This is a genomic window from Microbulbifer aestuariivivens, from assembly GCF_039545115.1.
Classification (GTDB): Bacteria; Pseudomonadota; Gammaproteobacteria; order Pseudomonadales; family Cellvibrionaceae; genus Microbulbifer; species Microbulbifer aestuariivivens.
The window spans coordinates 67567-84441 of the sequence record NZ_BAABRT010000013.1; the positions used below are offsets into that span (position 1 = coordinate 67567).

The following is a 16875-nucleotide window of genomic DNA, read 5'->3' on the forward strand; positions in this document are numbered from 1 at the left end:
ACGGGCAGAACCATAACCAGTGGGACTTAGACTTAACAGGGCCTAGTGGGACTGCGCGGGGCTGACTGGGGTTTGCGCTGAGGCCAAATGTTTGTCGACCTGTTCCAGCCGCTGCTGCAGGTGCGGATGGGTACTGAGGTAGCCGCTCCAGCCCGGCTGCGCCTGTACATCCTGACCCTGCCCGACATTATCGGACGGGTTTGCGGCATCCGGGCCACTGTGGCTGTCTGACTCGCTGTGGGCCGCTGTTTCAGGGTGCGCACCTGATTCGCTGTGGGCTCCTGATTCGCTGTGGGCACCTGTTTCGCTGTCGGTACCTGTTTCGCTGTCGGCACTTGTTTCGCTGTCGGCACCTGAGCGGCTGTAGGCAATGGGCTTGTGGCTCTCATACAGGCGGGTGAGGATGGAAGCAAAGGCCTCGGGGTCTATACCCTGCTCACGCAGCAATTGTAGCGCAAAGGCATCGGATTCCAGCTCAAATTGACGGGAGTAGGCCAGCTGGGAGAACACGACCGGAGCGGTCAGCAGAATATCGCCCAGGGCGCCCGCCTCACCGGTTACCATGGCGATGGTCAGCGACAGCGCGGAGCCCTGGATCACCTGGCGCAGGGAGTGGCGGTGTACCAAGTGCCCCAGCTCGTGACCGAAGATCGCGACGATCTCCGCATCATCCTTTGCCAGCGCCACCAGTTCGTCGGTAAACACAATGGTGCCATCGGGCAGCGCGAAGGCATTGGCCCCCACCAGACCACCTCTGAAGAAACGCAGTTTCTCCACTGGATAATCCGGTGCCACCCCGGCCACCAGATCCCGCAGCGCCTGCCGGCGCTCCGCCGGCAGTTCGGTCGGCCGCAGGTAGTACTCGGTCATCAGCTCCAGAGTGTCCTCCCCCGCCCGGTTCAGCATCTCCGCCGGCAACCGCTCGGCCAGAAGCCGGCTGGCAGTGGGCACGCCCCAGGTGAAATAGCCCCATACCAATGCCACCACCAGCAGAGTTGCCACCACCACCATCGCCAGGTTCTGCTCAATACGATGGACAAAACGGTAGGCGCGACTGTGGCGACGACCATCGAGCGCCTCCAGCTCTGCTACCTGCTGAAGATCCAGCGTCTCGAACTGGCCGGCGTGGCCGGGAAAGCCAATATAGCGGGGTGTGCGGCCCAGCCTTGGCGAGTACTTAAGCTGCCAGGGCTGGGCGCTGACCAGCTCCTCACCGGCCACCAGCAGGTGCACAAGCCCGTTGCGGACTTCCAGCAGCGCCGCCGTTTCGGCGCTGCTGGTGCCGTCCTGCCAGCGGCCGTGAATGACCAGTGGCTGGGTCAAAATGCCACATCCATATCGAACACATCGCCGAACTCTTCACCGAAGGCCGATTCGTCCGGCTGGCTGATGGTGGCAAACTGGTCCAGGTCACCGGTCACGTCCATGGCGGTATGCTGGGCGGCGTACTGCGCCAGGCGCACCTTGGCCCAGGGGATGAACAGGCCCAGAGTCAGCAGCGTGAAGATGAAGTTGGTCACCATCAGCAGGCCGTAAGAACCGAGCTTGTAGCTGGCCTTGAAGTCGTGGGACGACAGGGTCAGGTTATTGAACATCAGGTTTTTCATACCAGTGAGGAAATAGATCAGCCCCACGGCATAACCCAGCATCCCGCCGGCCAAGCCGGCAAAGGCCGCCCATCCGTCGCTTTCCCCCACCAGCAAGCTTGCCAGCATTGGCAGCAGCGCCATCCCGGCGATGGCACCGGCCGCACCCAGGCCGAAAGCGACGAGACACAGCACATAGTAATCACCGGCGCCGGCGGTGAAATTGAAGCTCTTGTTGCCGTAGCGGTGGTTTTCCGCATAAAAGCGCTGCTGCTTGTAGAGGGCATAGGGGCTAAGAATGCCAAACGACAGCATCGCCAGAATCGGCCAGCCGATAAAGGTCACCAGCGCGCGCACATAGGTGCCGACGAAGCGGAAACGGATATTGCGATAGGTGGTATTGCGGGCATAGAAGGCCAGCGACTTGTTTATCACCCAGGGGACAACAAAGACCAAGCCGATACTCATCAGCAAATACAGCCACGGTGCCAGCTCGCTGACACCGATAAACACTGCCAGCAGCGCCAGTGCCACCAGGCGCCCCATCAGCATGCGCACCGGGTCGGCGGTAAACTGAAACGAGGCACCCTCGAGTGAGGTATTGCCGTAGAAATACTGGGTGTTGCGCACCTTGGCCCAGGGGGCATAGAGACCCAGAGTGAGGACGATGAGCAGGATATTGACGATCCAGATCTTGAAATATTCGTAACCGCTGCCGCTGAACACAAAGCCTACGTGGCGCTTGCCGCCGCCATCGCTGGCGGCTGCAGCCGCTGCGCCCGGTGCCGCCGCCGCACTGCCGCCGCCGTGACCGGCCGCCGGCACAGCCGCCTGGCTTTGCGGTTGGCTTTCTGTTTGGCCACCCGCTTGACTGCCATCCGTCGCAACCGGTTCGATGGCCACCACAATCCCCATGGCTTGCAGCCGCTGCTGGTAGGCCAGTGCCTGCTCGCGGGCAAGATCCCGCTTCAGCACCGCGTTGCCGCGGGCAAACATTGCCTCGGCCTGCTGCCGTTCGATACCGGCTACACGGGCCAGTGCCGCAATGGCTGATTCCAGGCTGACCCCGCTGGCCGCCTCCCCCGTAAGCACCACATTGTATTTCTGTTCCAAAGCTAATCCCTACTTTTACATGTTGGCTTTTTGTTTTTATGCCTGACCGATTGTCTAACTTTCACCCGCAAATTGCCACACTGGAGCGCCGGACCAGAAGAGCCCGGGAAAATAGCCAAACCTGCGTGAGCCCACCAAGGCGAATGGTGAACAACGAAAAAGTGAACTGGGAATCGTAATTCCATCCAGGGAGCGTGCTGCAAGCATTAAGCACAGAGCGGGCGTTCAGGGCGAGGAAAATTAACGAAAAACAACAGCCGGCAAGCAACTGGAGCGTATCCGGTAGCGGCAATTTAGGGGAAATGCCAACGCTAGGTGGCAGGGCGAGGCGCTTGGTGTGCAGCATTGTCACAGCCTGAGGAATAACTGCCTCACAGGCACGACATGACCGCGCTGGAATAGCTGGCCGCGAAAAATCAGTGACTCACGTGCTTGTGACGGGGACGCCCGTGCCATCTGAGGCCGCGCAGTCCCCGCTGAACCCCGCGTGCATTTGTCACCGGGGTTTAGAAACGGTAAGCAAGATTGATGGTGAGGCCGCGCAAACTGCCCAGGTCGTAGTCATCTACCCGCCCCACGTCGTTGTACATATATTCCAGCGAGGTATCGAATTTCTGTGTCCAGCGGTAGCGGTAGCCCACGCCGAGATTCCAGTAATTGTCATGGCCGGTTTTGTCGACGATGACCGGCTCACCACCGCGAATCACTTCGTGAACGTCGAGATCGCTGTAATTCCAGCCAGCCATCCAGTACAGGCACTGCACGTCACAGTCGAGGGTGAAGTCCACCTTGAAGTTGATGCCGTACTGGTCAATATCGACACCGCCGTCATCGAAATTCGTATAGCGCAGCTCTATCTGCCACAGACCGAGACTGGGTGAGATGCCGATGCTGCCGTAACCATAAAAATCCCGCTCGTCGTTGATCTGCAATTCGCCCTGACCGAGCCCAATGGTGCCCACTACCTGGTATTCACCGAGACAGATTCTTTCAAACGGATTGTTCCATTCCACCGCCCCAGCGGACAGGGAAAAGAACAGGGCAAACGCTCCGACAATTTTTTTCATGCCTTACCTTCCTTGGTCAGAGAATTTCTTTTAGCAATTTCAGCGCGACCCGGCCGCAACCGGCGCGCAATCCTGGGTTGCGGGTTAGTCACCGGATTTGGGAATGGGCTGCTCGTGTTCCACATCGATCATGGCCCAGATACCGCCGGCGTAGGCGGGGTTATTGCGCAGCGCCTCGATCTCACTGCACGGCGGCGGCGCTTCGCCGGCAGCCTGTATGTCATCGAGGCGCTGAAAAATCTTCTCGGCCATTTTCTGCAGGGTCGCGTCGAGCGTTTCGGCGTGGCAGTGGCAGTGGGGCAGGTCCGGCGCAATGGCACCAAACCCGGCGTATTCGATGTTGTGAACCACAACCGGATAACGCATTGGAGTTACTCTTATTGGATGAACCCACCAAGGGTAGACGGTATTTATTTTTTCGTGGCGAACGGGGGAGGGGTTGCGCGCTTTCGGCAGGCGGCTGGCGGGTTTAGCGGTCTTTAGCGATCTTTAGCGGTTTTAACAGCAAGAAAACGTAACAATGCTCAGCGCGGCATGCGCCCCAGCAGAGAACGGCGACAGTGAATCATTTCCTTGTAGGTCTGCAGCAGTGAAATATCCAGTTCACCGGTGCCGGCCTGCAGGCTGTCCATCTGGCACTGCAGCCAGCGGATTTCGGATTCCAGCTGCTGGCGCATTTTACGGGTTTCGCTTTCGCTGACATTGACGTGAACAGTGCGGGGCATCGGGCAACCTGGATAACCGCGGCGGTTCGCCGCCCGCAGTGGCGAGCGGCGAGCACAGAACCTTTCTGAAAGGCTAGCCCAGAAACGATCACTTGCTCAGCAGAGCGCGCCAGTCGAAGGCGGTATCGCCGATGACGTAAAAATACGGGTTGAGCAGCGAGTCCTTGCTGTTGTAACGCAGCAGTTCAAACTGGTCATCCACCACCACGCCTCCGGCGGCTTCCACCACCGCCTGGGCGGCCGCGGTATCCCATTCGCAGGTTGGCGCCAGGCGCGGGTAAAGATCCGCCGCCCCCTCAGCGACCAGGCACAGCTTCAGGGAGCTGCCCATGTTCTTGCACTCAACCGCGCCCAGTTGCGCTTCGATCCGCTCCACCAGCGCATCCACGGCGCCGGCGCCATGACTGCGGCTCGCCACCAGTTCCACCGGCTGCAGATTCTCCAGACGCGGCGCCATGGCGCGCACGTGAATGGACTGCTCGCCACTGGCATCGCGCTTGAACGCAAACTTCTCGCCACCGGCGTTGCGGTCGCGGCAGCCGGCGTAGGTGATATTGAGCACCGGCACATAGACCACCCCCAGTACCGGTTCACCGCTGTCAATCAGGGCGACGTTGACGGTGAATTCGCCGGTACGGCGGATAAATTCCTTGGTGCCGTCGAGGGGATCGACTATCCAGTAGCGCTGCCATGTGCGGCGCTCGTCGAAGGAGGGCATTGCCTGCTCTTCGGACAATACCGGCACGCCCTCAATCAGCTCCGCCAGTGCGGGGGCCAGTCCCCGGTGGGCGGCCAGGTCCGCGGCGGTTACCGGCGAGTCATCGGCCTTGGTATCGACCTCGAGTTCCTCGCTGCTGTTATAGACTTCGAGGATCGCCGCGCCGGCCCGCTCGCAGATTCCGATCACGCGCTCCAGTAGTGCCTTGCTGTCCAGCCCCTGTTGCATAAAAACTCCTGATTGCGGTCCGCTGGTGGCGAGCCTCTGATGATTGTCACCGCGCCGCTCGGTGCACTGGCGTTTTTTGGCCGGTTTTCAGCCGGCCCTAGCATTCGCCCGCGCACCGAGCGGCGCAAAAAGCGGCCATTATACCCGCGCCGGGGCTGCGTTCCCACGGCGCCCGGCGACGGTATCGGCCGCGCAGCACTGCCGAAATCAGGCGCTGAACAGGTCCTCGATGGAGAGGTAGCGCTCGCCGGTGTCGTAGCTGAAGATCAGCACACGGGCCCCCGGCGCCAAGTCTGCCTCGCGCTTTTTCACCGCCGCCAGGCTGGCGCCGGAGGAAATGCCGACGAAGATGCCTTCCTGGCTGGCGCACTGGCGCGCCATTTCAAAGCTGTCTTCCTCGCTCACCTGGATGGTGCCGTCGAGTGTGTCGCGGTTGAGGACCTCGGGCACAAACCCCGCGCCGATCCCCTGCAGCCGGTGCAGACCCTTTTCGCCGCCACTGATGACCGGCGACTTCTCCGGCTCCACGGCGAAGGTCTTGAGCCCGGGGAAGTGCTCCTTGAGGGCCTCGCTGCAACCGGTGATATGGCCGCCGGTGCCGACACCGGTAATCAGGTAGTCCAGCCCCTCGGGGAAATCCGCCAGTATCTCTTTGGCGGTCTGCTCCCGGTGCACTTTTGCGTTGGCGGGGTTGCGAAACTGCTGCGGCATCCAGCTGTTGGCATGTTCCTGCAGCAGCTGCTCGGCCCGCTCAATAGCGCCGGGCATACCGCGCTCTTTGGGTGTCAGCACCAGCTCGGCACCATAGGCCTTCATGATCTTGCGCCGCTCGATGGACATGGACTCCGGCATGGTCAGGATCAGGCGATAGCCGCGCACCGCCGCCACCATCGCCAGGCCGATGCCGGTATTGCCGGAAGTGGGCTCCACGATGACGCCGCCGGGGCGCAACTCGCCACTTTGCTCCGCCGCCTCAACCATGGCCAGCGCGATGCGGTCCTTGATGCTGCTGCCGGGGTTAAAACGCTCCACCTTCATCCACACCTCGATATCCGGGCGGAACAGCTTGTTGATGCGCACATGGGGGGTGTTGCCGATAGTGGCGAGGATATTGTCTGCTTTCATTGGCGAAGCTCTCCTGTGGTTTTATTTTCCTGATTTTCGATTGGCATCTTTTCTGCCCGTTTTCTGCCCGATCAATCACGTCTCGCGTATTTCGGCGGGGTTAAGCTGGACGGAATCATACCGTCACGCAGGCGCGGGCGCCGACTGCGCCGCGCTTTTCTTTCTTTAATCTTTTCTTCTGCTCATCTTTCGCAAATACTGCACCGCACTCGAAGCCAAGAACAAATACAAGAAAAACACGGCCATGACCATGACTTCCTCCAACAGCACTACCAACTTAACAACCGCGATGAATTCCCCAGCCAATTCCGAAATTGCCCCCAAAGCCAGCCACGGGCGCCTTGTGCGCACCCTGTTGCCCGCCGCGTTTGCGCTGCTGGCCGCCGCCTATCTCTATCTCGATGCCGCGGGCTTTACAGGCAACTGGATGGCCGGCCTCAAGGCCGCGCCGATCCTGATACTGGGCATTATGGCCGCCCTGATGGTGCGCGGGCTCACCCGCACACTGACGCTGGTGGCGCTGGCTTTCTCCGCCCTTGGCGATGTCCTGCTGGCTCTGGAGTTTCCCCTGCAGTTTATCGCCGGCCTCGGCGCCTTTCTGATCGCACAGCTGGTTTATGCCGCCAACTTTCTGCGCGGAGCCGATTTGCCGGGTCGGGAGAGGACGCGCCGCCGCTTCGCCATGCGTGCGCTGCCGCTGCTGCTGGCGGCGAGCCTTTTGGGCGGACTGCTGCTTCCCGCCGCTGGCGACCTGGCACCAGCGGTGCTCTGCTATCTGCTGGCCATTTCTTTGATGGCGCTCGCCGCCGCCGCGCACCGGGGCAACTCGGGCCTGCTGTATGCCGGGGCGACTCTCTTTATGGCCTCCGACGCGCTGATCGCCGTAAACCGCTTCCTGCTGCCGCTGCCAATGGCCGGAACCGCCATCATGGTCAGCTATTACGCCGCCCAGCTGGCCCTGCTGTACGGAATAGGGCGCGCGCGGGCATAATGCGCACAGAAAGGGAACAGGCGATTTTTTGAGCGCCGGCCCCTCCCACCAGGAGCCGGCCTGTAACGAGGTATAGATCTTTATGCTGGACTGGCGAAGCGTGGACACGGTGCTGCTGGATATGGACGGCACCCTGCTCGACCTGCATTACGACAACCACTTCTGGTTCAATCACCTGCCCAGACGCTATGCCGAGACCCACGGCCTCACCCTGGCGCAGGCGGAAGAAGCACTGATGGCAGAGATCGAGTCCCGCCGCGGCACTCTCGAATGGTACTGCCTGAGTTTCTGGTCCCGGGAACTGAACATGGATATTCCCGCGATATTGCGGGAAATCGAGGACCGCATCGCCGTGCGCCCCCATGTGGAGGATTTCCTCAGTGGGCTGCGGCAGATGGATAAGCGCGTACTGCTGGTCACCAACTCCCACCCCGACGGCCTGACCCACAAGCTGGAGCGCACCGGCATCGACCGCTGGATGGACGGCATCATCTCCTCCCACGATCTGGGCCACGCCAAGGAGAGCGCGGAGTTCTGGCCGGTGCTGCGCGAGCATTCCAACTTCGACCCGGACCGCACCCTGTTCGTGGATGACAACGAGCAGGTGCTGGCGGCGGCCCGCGACTACGGCATCGCCCACCTGCTGTGTATCCTGCAGCCGGACAGCCGCGGGCCGCTGCGGGCTATCGACGATTTCCCGGCGATACTGCATTTCAACGAGATCATTGAGGTTGCGCGAAAAAAATAGCGTCTCAACCGATATCTATAGCGCTGGATCGCCGCCGACAGCCCATCGCGCCAACAGGCAGCACCGGCAACGCCCATGACAGTTTCTGAAGTACCCCCATGGAAAAAGTTCGCATCGACAAATGGCTCTGGGCCGCCCGCTTCTTCAAGACCCGCAGCATCGCCAAACAGGCTATCGAGGGCGGCAAGGTGCACGCCGACGGCCAGCGGGTAAAACCCAGCAAGGAGATCACCAACGGCATCACGCTGGTCATTCGCAGGGGCTGGGACCAGCTGGAGGTGGAGGTGCTGGCGCTCTCCGACCAGCGCCGCGGGGCCGATGTCGCACAGACCCTGTACCGGGAAACCGAGGCCAGCGCCGCCAGACGCGAGCAGGCCCGCAGCGAGCGCCAGGCCAGCAACGAGGGCATCCGCAGCGAGCGACCCAACAAAAAGCAGCGCCGCCAGATTCACCGCTTCCTCAGCGAGCAGGACTGACGCGGTGCTCCACTGGGGCCGCCGCTGCGTAGCTATTTACCGCAACTGCTAAACTGCCTGAAAACCAATAAGACATTGTGATCGGCCGCCATGATGAAAAATACCCTGTCTTCGCTCCGCCTCGTTTCGATCTTTCCGCTTGTCGGCCTTTTGGTGCTCTCCCTGCTCACCCCCCAGGCAGCCAGCGCAGACACCCGCGAACACGAACAGCTCAAGCGCTCCATCATCAAGATCTACACCACCGCCGCCGCCCCGGACTATTTCAACCCCTGGGCGCTGCTGAACGCCCAGCAGCTGTCCGGCTCCGGCGCGGTCATCGATAACCAGCGCATCCTCACCAACGCCCATGTGGTGGCCAACGGCAGTTTTATTCAGGTGCAGCGCCATGGCGATGCGAGAAAATTCCGCGCGCGGGTGGTTTTTGTCTCCCATGAGGCCGACCTGGCGCTGCTCACCGTGGACGACCCGGGCTTTTTCGCCGACACCCGGCCGCTGGCGCTGGGCACGCTGCCGGACCTGCAGGAAGAGGTGACCGTCTACGGCTACCCCATCGGCGGCAAATCCCTGTCGATCACCCGCGGGGTCATGTCCCGCGTCGAACACCAGTATTACGCCCATGCCGAGAGCTACCTGATGGCTGGCCAGATCGATGCCGCCATCAATCCCGGCAACAGCGGCGGGCCGGTGATATCCGACGGCCGCATCGTCGGCGTGGCCATGCAGACCAACAACAGCCAGGGCGCCGAGAGCCTGGGCTATTTTGTGCCGCCGAGCGTGATCCGCCACGTGCTCAAGGATGCCGAGGATGGCGTGCACGACGGCTTCCCCGAGCTGGGAGCGGTCACCCAGAGCATGGAGAGCCCGGCGCTAAAGCGCGCCGCCGGCCTCAGCGAGGACCAGGAGGGCGCGCTGATCGTCAAGGTGTTCCACGACGCTCCGGCGGCAGCGGTGCTGCAGCCCGGCGATGTGCTGCTGGAGGTGGACGGCTACCCGGTGGCGGCGGACCGCACTGTCGAGTGGCGCAAGAACCAGCGCACCAATTACCACTATGCCGTCGACCAGTACCACGTGGGCGACCAGCTGCCGATCCGCTTCGCCCGCGATGGCAAGGTGCGCACCGCCAAGATCACTCTGGGGGCGTCACCGCCCTCCCGCTCGGTGGTGCTGGGGGAACAGTTTGACCAGCGCCCGCGCTACTATATTTACGGCGGTGTGGTGTTTGTGCCGCTGAACATGAACCTTATCAAGCGCTGGGGCAACAACTGGCACTCCAAGGCGCCTATCGACTATCTGTCTGCCCGCAACCGCTGGGGGGACGCGCAACGCACCGAACTGGTGGTGGCGCTCAAGGTTTTGCCGGCGGCCGTAAACCTGGGCTACCACGAATGGAAGAACTGGATTATTGATTCAGTGAATGGAAAGCCGGTCAAAGATTTCGCCGAGTTTGCCCAGCAGATGGAAGCCAACGACCAACCTTTTGTGGATCTGCGCGATGACGCCGGTTACCGTATGGTGCTCGATAGCGCGGCGGCGCGGGAGCAGGAAGCCATGATCCTGCAGACCTATCATATTCCCGACCGCCACTCGCCAGGGCTTTTCAGCGCGCTGGCACAGGAAATGCGTGAATAAACCGGGATGCTGAAAAGCAGGGAAAACCGGGAAAATGGAGAACAAGGATGTTCAGATACCTTCTGCTGGCGCTGGCCATCACTGCGTCCAGTTCACTAGCCTGCCACGCAGCCAGGGCCGACACACTCTTTCGCTGGATCGACGAAGATGGCCTGGTACACTTCGGCGATCGCCCCCCGGCGGGTGCCGCCGCCGAGGATATGACAGCGGCGATCCTCCCCATCAACAGCGCCGATGCCGCCCGGCCCGCGATCTCTTCCCAGCAGCGCAAGGCGGCCCGGGATCTGGAGCGCCAGTACCTTAACCGCCAGCATCAGCAGCAACAGCAGCAACAGCAGCAGCGCGCCCAGCGGGCGCATGCCTGCCGCGAGGCGCGGCACAACCTCAACATCCTGCGCGGGCCGGTCATAGTTCTCGATCAGGATGGCCAAGAGGTGCGACTCACCGAGCGCGGCCGGCAGCAGTGGGCCGAGGAGCAGGAAAAGCTGGTCCAGAAATACTGCGACTGAGCCCCGGCGCCTGCGGGCGGCTACCATTTAAAGACCCGGCCCTCTAAAATCGCCGCCCAGGCGGCGATCCCCTATTCGCCCCACTGCTTTGCCGAGGCCACGAGTCCATGTCCGATCAGCTGGAACGCTTTATTTTTTCCAATCACGATATCCGCGGTCAGGTGGTGACCCTCACCGACGCCTACCAGGCGGTGCTGGACAACAATCCCCAGCTGCCGCAGGCGGTAAAGCGGCTTCTCGGTGAATTCCTCGCCGCCGCCTGCCTGCTTTCCACAACGCTGAAGTTCGAGGGGCTGCTGGCGCTGCAGGCCCGCGGCGAGGGGGACGTGCCCCTGATCATGGCCGAGTGCACGCACCACAGCGACCTGCGCGGCATCGCCCACCTCGCCGAGGGCGCCGAGATCGCGGATGACGCCACCCTGCAACAGCTGATCGGCGGGCGCGGAGTACTGGCCATTACCGTGGAGCCGGAACGCGGCGAGCGCTACCAGGGCATAGTGCCGCTGGAGCGGGAAACACTGGCGGAGTGCCTCGAGGACTACTTCACCCAGTCGGAACAACTGGCCACCCGCTTCTGGATCGAGTCCAGCCCCAGCACCGTCGGCGGCATCATGCTGCAGGTGCTGCCCGGCAACAACGCCGCCAGCGCGACGGATAATGCCGACGCCTGGGAGACCGCCGGGCACCTGGCGAGCACAGTGACCGCCGAAGAACTGCACGACCTGCCCCACGACCAGCTGCTGCACCGCCTGTTCCACCAGCTCAACCCGGAGACGCTGGGCACCGCCAATATCCGCTTCAAGTGCAGCTGCTCGCGGGAGCGCAGCGCCAGGGCGCTGATCGCCATGGGGCCGGAAGAGGTCTATCAGCTGCTGGAGCAGCAGGACGGCGTCATTCAGGCGGACTGCCAGTTCTGCAACGCCCAGTACCGCTTTGACCGCGAGCAGGTGGAGACGCTGTTCAACGCCCCGCCCCATACCCTCCACTGACCACCGCAAGCCTCCCCGCACGGCGGATTGCGCCCGGCTCCGGCCGGGCAGCGGCGGCCGGAACCGGGGGGCCAATTCCGCAGCGAAAATTCACCAGATCTATGTAGTAAAACTACATCATAGTCATACCAAATAAAGTGGCACAAAATTTCGCAAGACAGCGTTGTCATCGGTCGAAAAACAGCCTTCCTCAGTATCCCGCCAAATTGAAGTTTGACATAATTCTGCCCCCGATTTTCCCGGCGTCGCCCCCCGTACGCGTCGCCCTGAATATTCCAGATCCTACAACTTCACGGGTAATCGACGAATGGCACAGATGGACGACACCGCGCAGGCATTGAAAAACCTGGCGTCGGCGAAACTGATTGAAGAGGCGATACAGCGCGGCGAGGGCAAGCTCTCCGACACTGGCGCCCTGGTCACAGAGACCGGCGCCCGCACCGGCCGCTCCCCGGCGGATCGCTTCGTGGTGGAAGAGCCCTCCACCAGCGACAGCATCGAGTGGGGCAAGGTCAACCGCCCCTTCCCGGTGGACAAGTTCGACGCCCTGTGGAGCCGCGTGGAAGAGTTCGTCTCCGCTTCCGATTCTTTCGTTCAGCAGCTGCACGTCGGCCAGCACGAAGACTACTACCTGCCGGTTGTGGTCACCGCCCAGACCGCCTGGCACACCCTCTTCGCCCGCAACATGTTTATCCGCCCGGAAAAGTACAACCCGAAGGGCAAGGAAGAGTGGCGCATCCTGCACGCGCCGAACTTTGTCTGCGAGCCGGAGCGCGACGGCACCAACTCCGAAGGTGTGGTGATCATCAACTTTGCCCAGCGCAAGGTTCTGCTGGCAGGCATGCGCTATGCCGGCGAGATGAAAAAAGCCATGTTCTCCGTGCAGAACTTCCTGCTGCCGGAAAAAGACGTGATGCCGATGCACTGCGCGGCCAACGTGGGCAAGGACGGCGACGTGTGCCTGTTCTTCGGCCTGTCCGGCACCGGCAAGACCACCCTGTCCGCCGACCCGGACCGCTACCTCATCGGCGACGACGAGCACGGCTGGGCCAAGGGTGGCGTGTTCAACATTGAGGGCGGCTGCTACGCCAAGACCATCAATCTGAGCAAGGAAAACGAGCCCGTTATCTGGGATGCCATCCGCTTCGGCGCCATCGTCGAAAACGTGGTCACCGATGAGGCCGGCGTACCGGATTACCACGACACCAGCCTGACCGAGAACGGCCGATGCTCCTACCCGCTCGAGCACGTGGTCATGCGCCAGCCCGGCAACCAGGCCGGCGAACCCAAGAACGTGATCTTCCTCACCTGCGATGTTTCCGGTGTACTGCCGCCGGTCTCCATCCTGTCCAAGGAAGCCGCCGCCTATCACTTCCTGTCCGGCTACACCGCCCGTGTCGGCTCCACCGAGCTGGGTGCGGAAGCGGGTATTCACCCGACCTTCTCCACCTGTTTCGGCGCGCCCTTCATGCCACGCGCACCGCGCGAATACGCCGACCTGCTGATGAAGCGTATCGAGGACTTCGGCTCCAAGGTCTACCTGGTCAATACCGGCTGGACCGGTGGCTCCGGCGACAGCGGCAAGCGCTTCCCGATTCCAGTCACCCGCTCCGTGATCGCCGCCATCCAGAGCGGTGCCCTGGAAGACGTTGCCACCGAGCACCTGGAAGCCCTCAACCTGGACATCCCGCTGGAAGTGCCCGGTGTTGAAAAGTCCTACCTGAACCCGCGTGAAGCCTGGTCCGACAAGGCCGCCTACGATGAGCAGGCCAAGAAGCTGGCTGGCCTCTTCGCCGAGAACATCGAGAAGTTCCAGGTGAGCGACGAAGTGAAGGGCGCCGGCCCCCGCGCCTGACACTGACCGGACAGCGGTCCGCAAGACCCTCGCAGAGCAATCTGCGGGGGTCTTTTTGTTTGTGGCTATAGTGAATACAGACAGCGAACGACAGGATGCCGCAGGCCGTGCGGCGAAGTTGTATTCAGCCGCGAACGGATGCCATGTCCGCAACAGATCAATTCAGCCTGCTCAGCCGCCAGGTCCACCGCCAGTGGCGAGCCCAGCGCACCAACTGGCTGGTGGTGAGCGCCATCACCCTGCTGCTGGTGCTGATTATCGCGGTGATGTGGGGCCTGCTGTACCTGCAGTCGGCAGCCCAGCCCTATGTCGAGATACGCGGCTACCGGATCGCCGATGAGGCGAGCTTGCGGCAATTTCTTCGCCAGGGCCGCAACCGCGAGCAGTTTGCCGAACTCACCATTTTTCTGCGCGAGGCGGATGTGGACCTGCAGTTACTGCCCGCCCACGGGCTGCTGCGGCAAGGCTCCGACTGGCTCAGAATCAATGAACCCGCCTTCGCCCTGCCGCCGCCGCCAACCTGGCCCAATATCGTTGCAACCCTGCAGCTGGTTCGCGATGAAGTGGTGCCCAGTATCGGCCCGGTGGTGATCGTTTCCGCCTACCGCTCGGCGCGCTACAACCGCAGGGTCGGCGGCTCCGCGACCAGTCACCACCGGGATTTCTGCAGTGTCGACTTGGTACCCAGGTCCAATATCAGCCGCCGCGAGCTGGTGGCGGAATTGCAGGCGATGCACCTGCGCCTGGGACCCGAGAGCAGGGCGGGGCTCGGCATCTACAGCGGGGTGCGTTTCCATATCGATACCTGCGGTTACCGCCGCTGGTAAATAGCACACGCCACTGCGTAAACTAGGCCCGAGTAAAAATAACAAACCGAACATCGGGGATGTCAGTGCAAGAAAAAATGGAACAGCGCGCGTTCGTCGTCGCCCTGCTGCTGGTATCAGTAGCCTTCGCCCTCCTGCTGGAGCCGTTCTTCACGCCCATTTTCTGGGCCTGCGCCATCACAGTGATTTTTTTCCCGGTCTACCGGCTGCTGATGCAGCGCTTCCCGCACTGGCCCAACCTGATGGCACTGCTCACCCTGGTGCTCTGCGTGGTACTGGTGGTTATTCCGGTGCTGGTGGTGGTCACCTCGTTTGTCGACGAGGCCGCCAGCCTGCTGCAGAAAGCCCAGAGCGGGCAGATCGATCTTTCCAAACAGGTGGAGCAGGTGCGCTCGGCCTTCCCGGGAATCAGCGCTTTGATCGAGCGTTTAGGCATGGATTTCGAGCAGTTCAAGGAGCGTATCCTGAGCGGGCTGATGAACGCCGGCAGCTTTATCGCCAAGAACGCCATCGCCCTCGGTCAGAATACGATGAACTTCTTCCTGATGCTGGGGCTGATGCTGTACCTGACCTTCTTCCTGATCCGCGACGGGCACTGGCTGGTGGAGCTGTTGATCCGCGCACTGCCCCTCGGGGATGAGCGCGAGCGCCTGTTGCTGGACAAATTCGCCGAGGTGACCCGGGCGACTATCAAGGGCAACCTGGTGGTGGCCATCACCCAGGGCACACTGGGCGGGCTCATCTTCTGGGTACTGGGCCTGCCGGCGCCTTTACTCTGGGGCGTGGCAATGACCCTGCTGTCGCTGCTGCCCGCCGTGGGCGCAGCGATTATCTGGTTTCCCGCGGCGCTCTTCCTCTATGCCACCGGTGATGTGGTCAAGGCATCCATCCTTATGGCATTCGGGGTCGGCGTTATCAGCCTGGTGGATAATGTACTGCGGCCAATTCTTGTGGGCCGCGACACCAAACTGCCGGATTACCTGGTGCTCTTCTCCACCGTCGGCGGTCTGATGATGTTCGGCATCAGCGGCTTTGCCATCGGCCCGCTACTGGCAGCGCTGTTTATGGCCTTCTGGCAAATCTTTATGCGCGAATTCATGGGATCGGACTCCCTGGACGATAACGGACCAGCTGAAGCCGGCGAAGACCCGCTCCCGGACACGGAATGAATCAAAAGGGAGAAGGAGAGTATACAAGCAAGGCCTCCGCCCGCTCTGCCACTCTCCCACTCCCCCACTCCCCCACTCTCCAGCCAGCACCCGCTGTCCTAGTGCTGGCGCTGCCGCAGGCTGGCGCTCAACTCAGCCATAGCGCTGTGATCCACGATCAATAAACCCTCGGCGGCGCGATCCAGATCCGCAATCAGCAGAATCACCAGTGAAAAAGACAGGGCCAGTGCAATCGCCACCTGCGGGGAACCGCCCCGCGCAACACCCAGCTGAAAACCAATTCCCAGCATGGCCAGAGCGGTAATGGCATAAAGCGCGCCCCAGATTGGCGGCGGTATCTGGTAGCGGGCGCCCACCTGCACCCGGCGGGTGTGATAGTCGATCAGGGTATTGAGCGGCTGGTAAAAAGCCCGCAGTCTTTGCGCATCGAAGCCCGCATCAACATGCCGCGCAACGATTTGCCAAAGCTGGCCCTGAATAGCCTCACTGCGTTCAAGCAGGCGCACATAACCTGGCAGGTCCAGATCGCGCGGATCGAAAGCCCTCAGGGACGCATATTCCGCCAGCAGCGCGCGGGCCTCTGCCTCGCCCTTGGGGTCGAGAAAGTCCGCTCGCAGATAGGTGGTGGCAATGGCGTTAACTTCTTCCAGCAGCAACAGCTTGCGCTGCGCGAAACGCTCGGCGGTCATATTGAAGGTAAATGCCAGCATAAACGCCAGCAGCCCAAGCGTCGCCGCCACCGCACTGCCAAGAGAGCTGTCTTTGATGCCGGCCTTGCTGCGCCGGCGGCGATATCCCAACCAATAGCCGAGCCCCAGAGTCGCGCCCACCAGCAGGATGGAAAGTCCGTAGAGACCAAGCAACGGCACGGTTGAGAAGAGATGGAAAGGATTGATGGGGTCGAGGATATTCATGGGCTTCCCACAGTTTGCCCCTTCATTTTGGACCAGGTTTTCAGTACATGCCCGGGAATGCGGGGGCGGCGCCACTGACCTGGATATAGCCATCAATAGTGAGATTGAACCGGCGTGTCCCTTTTGCGGCAGGCAACCTCCATACAGTGCAAAGCTTTTTGGTCGGTATCTTTTTGACTTGCACCCTATGTATTCGCGCTACCACT

General features: G+C 61.8%; 17 protein-coding genes. 9 read left to right on the forward strand and 8 right to left on the reverse strand.

The window, feature by feature from the left end:
• Positions 1 to 42: 42 nt before the first annotated feature.
• The 7 genes from ABEA58_RS09360 to cysK all read right to left on the reverse strand — a co-directional run bounded on the left by ABEA58_RS09360 (position 43) and on the right by cysK (position 6562).
• Positions 43 to 1323 carry a M48 family metallopeptidase gene (locus tag ABEA58_RS09360; protein ID WP_345550902.1) on the reverse strand — a complete coding sequence of 427 codons (1281 nt, stop codon included), beginning with the start codon at positions 1321 to 1323 and terminating at the stop codon, positions 43 to 45.
• Complete coding sequence (locus tag ABEA58_RS09365) at positions 1320 to 2699, reverse strand: YjgN family protein (RefSeq protein WP_345550904.1); 1380 nt, start codon at positions 2697 to 2699, stop codon at positions 1320 to 1322. The genes ABEA58_RS09360 and ABEA58_RS09365 overlap by 4 nt, the downstream gene beginning before the upstream one ends.
• A 506-nt stretch (positions 2700 to 3205) precedes the next feature.
• A complete protein-coding gene (locus ABEA58_RS09370) occupies positions 3206 to 3766 on the reverse strand; it encodes an outer membrane protein (RefSeq protein ID WP_345550905.1) in 561 nt (186 codons plus the stop codon).
• A gap of 84 nt (positions 3767 to 3850) precedes the next feature.
• Complete coding sequence (locus tag ABEA58_RS09375) at positions 3851 to 4132, reverse strand: type II toxin-antitoxin system HicB family antitoxin (RefSeq protein WP_345550907.1); 282 nt, start codon at positions 4130 to 4132, stop codon at positions 3851 to 3853.
• Positions 4133 to 4290: 158 nt separating this feature from the next.
• The gene (locus tag ABEA58_RS09380; protein ID WP_345550909.1) at positions 4291 to 4491 is read right to left on the reverse strand and encodes a hypothetical protein; all 201 of its coding nucleotides are present in this window, start codon (positions 4489 to 4491) and stop codon (positions 4291 to 4293) included.
• Between the two features lie 88 nt (positions 4492 to 4579).
• On the reverse strand, positions 4580 to 5437 hold the full coding sequence (cysQ, locus tag ABEA58_RS09385) for a 3'(2'),5'-bisphosphate nucleotidase CysQ (protein WP_345550910.1): 858 nt from the start codon (positions 5435 to 5437) through the stop codon (positions 4580 to 4582).
• A 207-nt stretch (positions 5438 to 5644) separates the two neighbouring features.
• Positions 5645 to 6562, reverse strand: coding sequence for a cysteine synthase A (gene cysK, locus ABEA58_RS09390; protein ID WP_345550912.1), 918 nt, complete (start codon positions 6560 to 6562; stop codon positions 5645 to 5647).
• A 244-nt stretch (positions 6563 to 6806) separates the two neighbouring features.
• Between cysK and ABEA58_RS09395 the strand changes: the two genes are divergently transcribed.
• The 9 genes from ABEA58_RS09395 to ABEA58_RS09435 all read left to right on the forward strand — a co-directional run bounded on the left by ABEA58_RS09395 (position 6807) and on the right by ABEA58_RS09435 (position 15755).
• Complete coding sequence (locus tag ABEA58_RS09395) at positions 6807 to 7553, forward strand: lysoplasmalogenase (RefSeq protein ID WP_345550914.1); 747 nt, start codon at positions 6807 to 6809, stop codon at positions 7551 to 7553.
• An 82-nt stretch (positions 7554 to 7635) separates the two neighbouring features.
• Positions 7636 to 8301 carry a GMP/IMP nucleotidase gene (gene yrfG / locus ABEA58_RS09400; RefSeq protein WP_345550915.1) on the forward strand — a complete coding sequence of 222 codons (666 nt, stop codon included), beginning with the start codon at positions 7636 to 7638 and terminating at the stop codon, positions 8299 to 8301.
• 98 nt (positions 8302 to 8399) lie between these two features.
• Entirely contained in the window at positions 8400 to 8777 is a 378-nt protein-coding gene (locus ABEA58_RS09405) for an RNA-binding S4 domain-containing protein (RefSeq protein WP_345550917.1), read from the forward strand.
• 90 nt (positions 8778 to 8867) lie between these two features.
• A complete protein-coding gene (locus ABEA58_RS09410) occupies positions 8868 to 10406 on the forward strand; it encodes a S1C family serine protease (RefSeq protein ID WP_345550919.1) in 1539 nt (512 codons plus the stop codon).
• 47 nt (positions 10407 to 10453) lie between these two features.
• A complete protein-coding gene (locus ABEA58_RS09415; RefSeq protein ID WP_345550921.1) occupies positions 10454 to 10915 on the forward strand; it encodes a DUF4124 domain-containing protein in 462 nt (153 codons plus the stop codon).
• 107 nt (positions 10916 to 11022) lie between these two features.
• Positions 11023 to 11904: an Hsp33 family molecular chaperone HslO gene (gene hslO, locus ABEA58_RS09420; RefSeq protein ID WP_345550923.1), complete on the forward strand. Its 882-nt coding sequence runs from the start codon at positions 11023 to 11025 to the stop codon at positions 11902 to 11904.
• Between the two features lie 307 nt (positions 11905 to 12211).
• Entirely contained in the window at positions 12212 to 13759 is a 1548-nt protein-coding gene (locus ABEA58_RS09425; RefSeq protein ID WP_345550925.1) for a phosphoenolpyruvate carboxykinase, read from the forward strand.
• 143 nt (positions 13760 to 13902) lie between these two features.
• Positions 13903 to 14586, forward strand: a complete 684-nt coding sequence (locus tag ABEA58_RS09430) for a D-Ala-D-Ala carboxypeptidase family metallohydrolase (protein WP_345550927.1) — start codon at positions 13903 to 13905, stop codon at positions 14584 to 14586.
• A 59-nt stretch (positions 14587 to 14645) separates the two neighbouring features.
• A complete protein-coding gene (locus ABEA58_RS09435) occupies positions 14646 to 15755 on the forward strand; it encodes an AI-2E family transporter (RefSeq protein WP_345550929.1) in 1110 nt (369 codons plus the stop codon).
• A 98-nt stretch (positions 15756 to 15853) separates the two neighbouring features.
• On the opposite strand, the gene ABEA58_RS09440 is transcribed toward ABEA58_RS09435, so the two are convergent.
• Positions 15854 to 16669 (reverse strand): bestrophin-like domain, encoded by an 816-nt coding sequence (locus ABEA58_RS09440; protein ID WP_345550931.1) that lies wholly within the window; start codon positions 16667 to 16669, stop codon positions 15854 to 15856.
• Positions 16670 to 16875 lie beyond the last annotated feature (206 nt).